The following is a 7,979-nucleotide window of genomic DNA, read 5'->3' as shown; positions in this document are numbered from 1 at the left end:
TCCAGGAGATGTTCGAGGGTACGGGAGGGTGAGGGGGCCCTCCCGGACGAATCATGACGTTACGTCCGGCGCATGCCCGCGCACTCGCGGGTGCGGGCCGGAACCGCTACGCGCCGCCGCGGTGGACGCTGAACGCCGAGCGGCGGGCCGCGCGGGCCACGCCCGGGTCCGGGTGGACGCCGGAGACGGCGGTCAGCACCGAGGCCGCCCGCGGGTGCCCGGATTGCCGGGCCCGGGCGAACAGCCGCACCGGGTCGCCGGCCGAGGCGCCCTCGACGTGGCCGACCAGCAGTTCCGTTTCACCGTGGTCGAGCACGGCCGCGGCGGTGTCCACCCAGAGCCAGGCGGCGTCCTCCGCGCCCAGCACGTCGGCCGGGGAGACCCCCTCGTCGGAGCGCTCGGCCAGCCAGAGCAGCGCGTACGGGCGCAGCACCGCCTCGTCGACCGCGGCCCGGACGGCCTGCTCGGCGGTCACGCCGGCCACCCGCAGCGCCTCGAAGGCCAGGCCGCGCACCAGCGCGTCCTCGCCCTGCGCGGCCTCCAGCAGTTCGGCCACCGCCCGGTCGGCCGGGCGGGCGGCCAGCCAGGCCCGGTACTCGGCGCGGGCCGGGCCGGGCGAGTAGTCGGCGCAGGCGCTCAGCAGCTCCAGCGCGCTCTGCTCGATGTGGCCGGCGGCGGTCTGCGCGACGGTGCAGATCTCCTCCAGCTTGGCCCGCACCGCCCAGTGCCCGAGCGGGGAGAGCTCGGCCGCGTTGTCCCGGCGGGTCAGCGCGCCGACGGCGGCCAGGCCGTCCAGCATCCAGTCCAGGACGGCGGCGACGTCGGCGGGCGAGGCCGGGGTGTCGATCTGCGGCTCGCGGCAGGTGCCGCGGACGGCGGAGACGGCGGAGGCCGCGTGCGGGACGGGCGAGAGGCCGAAGGCGCCCTCGCCGCCGCCGACCCGGCGCTCGTCCAGGCCGCGCCTGAGCAGCTCCAGCAGCTCGACGTCGGCCACCGGGCCGTCCACCAGATGGAGGAAGGAGAGCAGCTGCGGCGCCTGGTCGACGGCCTGCCCGGCGAGCACCGCGAAGACGCCGCGCAGGGCGGCGGGCGGCACCGGGGCGAGCAGTGTCCAGGCGTCGAACAGTGCCGACCAGCCGCGGACCACCGCCTCGTCGTCGTGCTCCCAGGCGTGCAGGCGCCAGCCGGGGCCGGCGCCGCCGTCCCTGGCCTCGACCAGGCCGACCAGCAGGGCCTGGCCCCAGGCCTTGGCGGCGGCGCCCACCGTCATGGCGAGGGCGCGGCCGGCCGCGCGGGCGTCGTCGGGGAGCAGCTCGCCGCGCTTGTCGACCTCGTCGAGGTCGCCGGACCAGCGGGCGATCCGGACGGCGTCGACCAGCATGCGGCGGGCCAGCGGGGCGAGCTCGGCGGGAGCGGGGAAGCCCTCCGGCACGGGGACCCGGCCACGGCCGGGTGCGGGGGCGGGGCCTCGTCGGCGGGGTACGCCCGGGGCCCCCGGCCTGGCGCCGGCGGGGCGGTGGGCCGTTCCGGGGAGACGGGTCACCGTCGCACCGGTACCGATCGTCGGCGGGAGCGGGGCATCACGGTCGCGCGGATTCCGAGACGTCACGTCGAGCAGTCTTCCCCTTGTACCGGCCATCTGTCACATCCGGTTGTCCGCGGGGGGCGGGCGAGGGGCGCGGGGGCTCGACAAGATCGGGCAACAGAGGCCAAACCGACTGGCTTGATCTTTGTGGCGGGTTCATGCCAGACGGAACCGGGGTGGGCCGGTATTCCGCCCCGTTCCGCGCGGCGGGGGGGGCGGAACGGGTTTCGGCGGGGGGTCAGCAGAACGGGGTGAGCCAGCGGCGGAGGGTCTCGGCGTAGCGGTCCGGATCGGTGTTCCAGAGGGCGGCGTGGTCACCCCCCGGGAAGGCCTGGAGGTTGACCACGTCCGGGCGGCGGCGGGCCAGGCGCTCGGCGGCGGAGAACGGCGCCACCGGGTCGTCGGGGCCGTGCAGCACCAGGGTGGGCACCCGCAGGTCCGTACCCTCGGCGAGGCGGGCGAAGTCGGCCAGATCCACGCCGGTGCGGCCCTGGGCGGCGAGCGCGCCGAGTTCGGCGGCCGCGCCCCGGAAACCGGAGCGGGCGGCGTCCCGGCGGGCGGTGGCCGGCCAGTCCAGGACCGGCGAGTCCAGGACCAGGCTGCTGATCGAGGGGGCGAGGTCCGAGCGGGCGGCGGTCTGCAGGGCCATCGTGGCGCCGAGCGACCAGCCGTAGAGGACGACCCGGCCCGCGCCGCCGTCCAGAGCGGTGCGCACCGCCGCCTCGACGTCGCGCCACTCCGTCTCGCCGAAGTGGCCGAGGCCGTCCGGGGAGGCCGGGGCGCCGGCGTCGCCGCGGTAGGTGACGGCGAGGACGGGCAGGCCCAGGCGCTGCAGCTCGGACAGGACGGGCAGGCTCTGCTCCCGATCGGCGCCGGGGCCGTGCACCAGGACCACCCAGGTGCCGCGCTTGCCGTCCAGCCGCCAGGCGGGCATGGTGCCGAGCTCGCCCTCGACGGCGGTCTCGGCGAACGGCAGGCCGAGCGCCCGGGCCGGGTCGCCGAGGTGGACGCGGGGGGTGAAGCGGACCTCGGTGCCGGCTGTGAGGGTGCCGCGGTCGGCGCGCACCAGGCGGCGGGTGACGTCCGCGTCGTCGCGGCGCAGCACCTCCTCGACGACGGCGTGGCCGTCCTCGCCCCACTCGACGGCCCAGCGGCCGGGGCGCTCGCTCACGGCGGTGCGGGTGAAGGTGACCTCTCCGGCGCCGAGGCCGCGGACCAGCACCGGGCCGGTCCGCTCGCGGGCACCGGCGGCCGGGCGGACCATCCGCTCGGAGGCCCGGCGGCCGATCACCAGAACGGCGGCCCCGGTGCCGACGGCTGCGGCCGCCACGGTGGCCGCGATTCCCCAACGCATACTCGCTCCCCGCTGCTCGGTGTCTGGACCCACTCCTCAGCCCAGTCCACTCGCGCGGGCGGAGGGAAGCCAGTAGGACACGGCCGTACGGGTTGTTCCGGGATGAAAATCACACGGGGAGTCAGTAGACCGGTCTGCATATTCAGGGGCGGCGCACGGTGTGACCAACACCGTCCACGACCTCGGTTGACTCCCGGTTCGGGCCCGTGATGGGATCCTTCAGCCAATACGGAGGCATGCAGAGGAAGCCGGTGCGAGTCCGGCGCGGTCCCGCCACTGTCACCGGGGAGCACGACCGGAACACGCCACGGCGGGCCGTCAGAAGCCGCTGGAAGGCCCGGAGTGTGCGTCCGACCCGGAAGCCAGGAGACTCTCGCCCCCCGTTCGTCGATCCAGGGCGCGGACCCTGAGTGAGGACACGCACGCGATGCTGCGCCCTGCCGTGCACCCGCTGAGCGGGGCCGCCGCCTTCGGCGCGGGCGCCGTCGCCGGGTACCTGGCCGACGCCCGGTTCGGCGACCCCCGCCGCGGCCACCCGGTGGCCGGCTTCGGCTCCGCCGCCGGCCGGCTGGAGCACCTGCTCTGGCGCGACCACCGCGCCGTCGGCACCGCCTTCACCGCCCTGACCGTGGGCACCGTCGCGGCCGGGGCGATCGCCGCCGACCGGCTGCTGGCCCGCCGTCCGCCCGGCCGGGCCGCGCTCGCCGCCGCCGCGACCTGGACGGTGCTCGGCGGCACCTCACTGACCCGCGAGGCCCGCGCCATCGGCCGCTCGCTCGCCGCCGGAGACCTGACGGCCGCCCGCGCGCGGCTGCCGCACCTGTGCGGGCGCGACCCCAGCGCGCTGGACGAGCGGCAGCTGGCCCGCGCGGTCGTCGAGTCGGTGGCCGAGAACACCGCCGACGCCGTGGTCAACGCCCTGGTCTGGGGCGGTCTCGCGGGCACGCCCGGCCTGCTGGCGTTCCGCGCGGTGAACACCCTGGACGCGATGGTCGGTCACCGCTCGCCGCGCTACGCCCGGTTCGGCTGGGCCTCGGCGCGGCTGGACGACGTGGCGGGCTGGCCGGGCGCGCGGCTGACCGCGCTGCTGACGGTGGCCGCCGCGCCCGCGCCGCGCACCGCCTGGCGGGTCTGGCGGCGCGACGGCTCGGCACACCCCAGCCCGAACGCCGGCCAGGCCGAGTCGGCCTTCGCCGGCGCGGTGGGCGTGCGCCTCGGCGGCACGCTGCGGTACGGGGAGCGCGTCGAGCACCGCCCCGTGCTGGGAGGGGAACTGCGCCCCGTCGGGGTGGAGGACATCGAACGGGCCTGCGTGCTCTCCCGGCGGGTGAGCGCGCTGGCCCTGGGTACGACGGTCGCCGGGCACCTGCTGCTGCGGGCGGCGCTGGGCGGGAAGCGGAGGGTTGGGTCATGAGCAAGGCGCTGCTGGTCGCCGGGACGACCTCGGACGCCGGCAAGAGCGTGGTCACCGCGGGCATCTGCCGCTGGCTGGCCCGGCAGGGTGTCTCCGTCGCGCCGTTCAAGGCGCAGAACATGTCGCTGAACTCCTTCGTCACCGCGGACGGCGCCGAGATCGGCCGTGCCCAGGCGATGCAGGCCCAGGCGGCCCGGGTCGAGCCGGAGGCGGCGATGAACCCGGTGCTGCTCAAGCCCGGCGGGGACGGGCGCAGCCAGGTGGTGCTGCTGGGCCGGCCGGTCGCCGAGGTCGGCGCGCTGGACTACCGGGAGCGCAAGCCGGTGCTGCTGGAGCGCGCCCTGGAGTGCCTGGCGGACCTCAGGCGCCGCTTCGACGTGGTGGTCTGCGAGGGCGCGGGCTCCCCCGCCGAGATCAACCTGCGCGACCGCGACATCGCCAACATGGGCCTGGCGACCGCCGCCGGGCTTCCGGTCGTGGTGGTCGGCGACATCGACCGCGGCGGGGTCTTCGCGGCGATGTACGGGACGCTGGCGCTGCTGTCGGCCGAGGACCAGCGGCACGTGGTGGGCTGGTTCGTCAACAAGTTCCGCGGCGATGCCCGGCTGCTCGCCCCCGGGCTGGAGATGCTGCGCGAGCTGACCGGCCGTCCGGTGCTGGGCACCCTGCCGATGCTGCCGGACCTGTGGCTGGACGCCGAGGACTCGCTCGACCTGTCCACCGTCGTCGACCGGACCGCCGCGCGCGGACCGCTCGGCGCGGACGTGCTGCGGGTGGCCGTGCTGCGCTTCCCCCGGCTGTCCAACTTCACCGATCTGGACGCGCTCGCCCAGGAGCCCGGGGTGCTGGTCCGCTGGGCCACCCGCCCGGAGGAGCTGGCCGACGCCGACCTGGTGGTGCTGCCCGGCACCCGGGCCACCGTCGCGGACCTCGGCTGGCTGCGCGAGCGCGGCCTGGAGCCGGTGCTGAGGGCCAGGGCGGCGGCCGGGCAGCCGCTGCTCGGGGTCTGCGGCGGCTACCAGATGCTGGCGCACTCGATCGTGGACGAGGTCGAGTCGAAGGCGGGCGCGGTGGAGGGCCTCGGGCTGCTGCCGACCCGGGTGCGGTTCGGCGCCGGGAAGGTGCTCGCCCGGCCCGTCGGGGAGGCCTTCGGGGAGCGGGTCGAGGGCTACGAGATCCACCACGGCGTCGTCACCGTCGAGGACGGGGAGCCGTTCGTCTCCGATGGCGAGGGACGCGGTCTGGACGGTTGCCGGGTGGGCTCGGTGTGGGGGACGACCTGGCACGGCGTGCTGGAGAACGACGGCTTCCGGCGCGCGCTGCTGCGCGAGGCCGCGGCGGCCGCCGGCCGGGCGTTCGTGCCCGCGCCGGACACCTCGTTCGCCGCCGCGCGGGAGGCCCGGCTGGACCGGCTGGGCGAGCTGATCGAGGAGCACGCGGACACCGACGCGTTGTGGAAGCTGATCGAGGGCGGGGTGCCGGCGGCCGGATCGCTGCCGACCCTTGCGCCCGGGGCCCCTGGGAGCATGCATGAGTGACGTCCGATACCCGTTCACCGCCATCGTCGGCATGGCCGACCTGCGGCTCGGCCTGCTGCTGAACGCCGTCTCCCCGGCGGTCGGCGGGGTGCTGGTGCGCGGCGAGAAGGGCACCGCCAAGTCGACCATGGTGCGCGCGCTGGCCGGGCTGCTGCCGTCCATCGCGACCGTCGACGGCTGCCGCTTCGCCTGCGACCCGGCGGCGCCGGACCCGCAGTGCCCGGACGGCGCGCACGGCGGCGCCCCGGCCTCGCCGCGCCCGGCCCGGCTGGTCGAGCTGCCGGTCGGCGTCTCCGAGGACCGGATCGTCGGCTCGCTGGACCTGGAGCGGGCGCTCGCCGAGGGCGTCAAGGCCTACGAGCCGGGCCTGCTGGCCCAGGCGCACCGCGGCGTGCTCTACATCGACGAGGTGAACCTGCTGCAGGACCACGTGGTGGACCTGCTGCTGGACGCCGCCGCGATGGGCCGCTCCTACGTCGAGCGCGAGGGCGTGTCGGTGCGGCACGCGGCGCGCTTCCTGCTGGTCGGCACGATGAACCCGGAGGAGGGCGAGCTGCGGCCGCAGCTGCTCGACCGGTTCGGCCTGACGGTGGAGATCGCCGCGACCCGGGAGCCGGCGGAGCGGGCCGAGGTGGTGCGCCGCCGGCTCGCCTACGACGCCGACCCGGCCGCGTTCGCCGCCCGGTTCGCCGGGGAGGAGCGGGCGCTGGCGGCGCGCATCACCGCCGCCCGGGAGCTGCTGGGGCGGGTGGAGCTGACCGACACGGCGCTGCGTCAGATCACCGCCGTCTGCGCGGCCTTCGAGGTGGACGGGCTGCGCGCGGACATCGTGATGGCGCGCACCGCCGTCGCGCTGGCCGCCTGGGCGGGGCGCACCGAGGTGCTGGCGGAGGACGTCCGCAAGGCCGCCCAGCTGGCGCTGCCGCACCGCCGCCGGCGCAACCCGTTCGACGCGCCCGGGCTGGACGAGGAGCAGCTGGACCGGGTGCTGGAGGAGCACGCCGAGCCCGAGCCCGAGCCGCAGCCGCGGGGGCCGGAGGAGCCCGAGGAGGACCCGGACCCGGAGGGCGGCCCCGACGGCGGCGGCCCGCAGGACGGCGGCCCCGGCGGGGGCGGCGGCGCGCCCGAGCCCTCCGGCCCGGACGGCCCGCCCGTCGAGGCGGCCGAGGGCGCCGAGGCGGCGCAGCCGGCGGACCCGCAGCCCGTCCCGGCCCAGCACCCCTCCCCCGCCCGGGAGTCGGCGCCGGTCGCGGCCGGCGACCCGTACCGCACCCGGCTGTTCGCGGTGGACGGCACCGGACGCGGCGCCCAGGGCCGCCGCTCCCCCGCCGAGACCGACGGCGGCCACACCATCCGGGCCCGCCGCCCCCGGGGCCGGCTCGCCCGGCTGCACCTGAGCGCCACGCTGCGCGCCGCCGCCCCGCACCAGGTGGCGCGCGGCCGGTCCTCGCGCGCGCTGGTGCTGCACAAGGACGACTTCCGCGAGCAGGTGCGTCAGGGGCGGGAGTCCAACCTGGTGCTGTTCGTCGTGGACGCCTCCGGTTCGATGGCGGCCCGGCAGCGGATGACCGCCGTCAAGGGCGCGGTGCTGTCGCTGCTGATGGACGCCTACCAGCGCCGCGACAAGATCGGCATGATCACCTTCCGCGGCGCCTCGGCCGAGCTGGCGCTGCCGCCCACCTCCTCGGTGGAGGTCGGCGCGGCCCGGCTGGAGTCGCTGCCCACCGGCGGGCGCACCCCGCTGGCGGCCGGGCTGCTGCGGGCCCACGAGGTGCTGCGGGTCGAGCGGCTGCGCGACCCGGACCGCCGTCCGCTGCTGGTCGTGGTGACCGACGGCCGGGCCACCGGGGGCGGGCGGGACGCCGTCGCGCAGTCCCACCGGGCGGCCGGACTGCTGGCCGCGCAGGGCGTGGCGAGCGTGGTGCTGGACTGCGAGTCCGGTCCGGTCCGCCTCGGCCTGGCCGGCGCCCTGGCGGCCCGGCTGCGGGCCGCCTCCGTGACCCTGGACGAGCTGCGCGCCGACGGCGTCGCCTCGCTCGTCCGCGAGAACCGTCCGACCTCCCCCGCGATGCGAAAGGCGGCCTGAGC

5 protein-coding genes and 1 riboswitch are annotated in these 7,979 nt (G+C 77.3%); of the genes, 3 read left to right on the top strand and 2 right to left on the bottom strand.

The window, feature by feature from the left end; all coding sequences use genetic code 11:
- Positions 1-106 precede the first annotated feature (106 nt).
- Both ABT238_RS10705 and ABT238_RS10700 read right to left on the bottom strand, forming a co-directional pair.
- Positions 107-1,432: a hypothetical protein gene (locus tag ABT238_RS10705; protein WP_350572445.1), complete on the bottom strand. Its 1,326-nt coding sequence runs from the start codon at positions 1,430-1,432 to the stop codon at positions 107-109.
- Between the two features lie 391 nt (positions 1,433-1,823).
- Positions 1,824-2,939 (bottom strand): alpha/beta hydrolase, encoded by a 1,116-nt coding sequence (locus ABT238_RS10700; protein ID WP_350572444.1) that lies wholly within the window; start codon positions 2,937-2,939, stop codon positions 1,824-1,826.
- A gap of 194 nt (positions 2,940-3,133) precedes the next feature.
- Positions 3,134-3,332, top strand: a riboswitch (cobalamin riboswitch).
- A gap of 34 nt (positions 3,333-3,366) precedes the next feature.
- Here ABT238_RS10700 and ABT238_RS10695 point away from each other — a divergent pair.
- From ABT238_RS10695 to ABT238_RS10685, 3 genes are read left to right on the top strand one after another with little or no spacing between them, the layout of a single operon-like run.
- Positions 3,367-4,353, top strand: a complete 987-nt coding sequence (locus ABT238_RS10695; RefSeq protein WP_350756519.1) for a cobalamin biosynthesis protein — start codon at positions 3,367-3,369, stop codon at positions 4,351-4,353.
- Complete coding sequence (locus ABT238_RS10690; protein ID WP_350572442.1) at positions 4,350-5,891, top strand: cobyric acid synthase; 1,542 nt, start codon at positions 4,350-4,352, stop codon at positions 5,889-5,891. Before ABT238_RS10695 ends, ABT238_RS10690 begins: the two co-directional genes overlap by 4 nt.
- Positions 5,884-7,977 (top strand): putative cobaltochelatase, encoded by a 2,094-nt coding sequence (locus ABT238_RS10685; protein ID WP_350756517.1) that lies wholly within the window; start codon positions 5,884-5,886, stop codon positions 7,975-7,977. Before ABT238_RS10690 ends, ABT238_RS10685 begins: the two co-directional genes overlap by 8 nt.
- Positions 7,978-7,979 lie beyond the last annotated feature (2 nt).

Origin of the sequence: Kitasatospora sp. NPDC001527, from assembly GCF_040298605.1 — a bacterium.
Taxonomy (GTDB): domain Bacteria; phylum Actinomycetota; class Actinomycetes; order Streptomycetales; family Streptomycetaceae; genus Kitasatospora.
The sequence above is the reverse complement of the archived record's forward strand: the minus strand, read 5'-3'. Positions and strand labels throughout refer to the sequence as shown.

Coding starts and splice junctions, on each gene's coding strand:
- ABT238_RS10685 (WP_350756517.1), top strand. CDS start 5,884: ATGAGTGACGTCCGATACCCGTTCACCGCCATCGTCGGCATGGCCGAC.
- ABT238_RS10695 (WP_350756519.1), top strand. CDS start 3,367: ATGCTGCGCCCTGCCGTGCACCCGCTGAGCGGGGCCGCCGCCTTCGGC.
- ABT238_RS10690 (WP_350572442.1), top strand. CDS start 4,350: ATGAGCAAGGCGCTGCTGGTCGCCGGGACGACCTCGGACGCCGGCAAG.
- ABT238_RS10700 (WP_350572444.1), bottom strand. CDS start 2,939: ATGCGTTGGGGAATCGCGGCCACCGTGGCGGCCGCAGCCGTCGGCACC.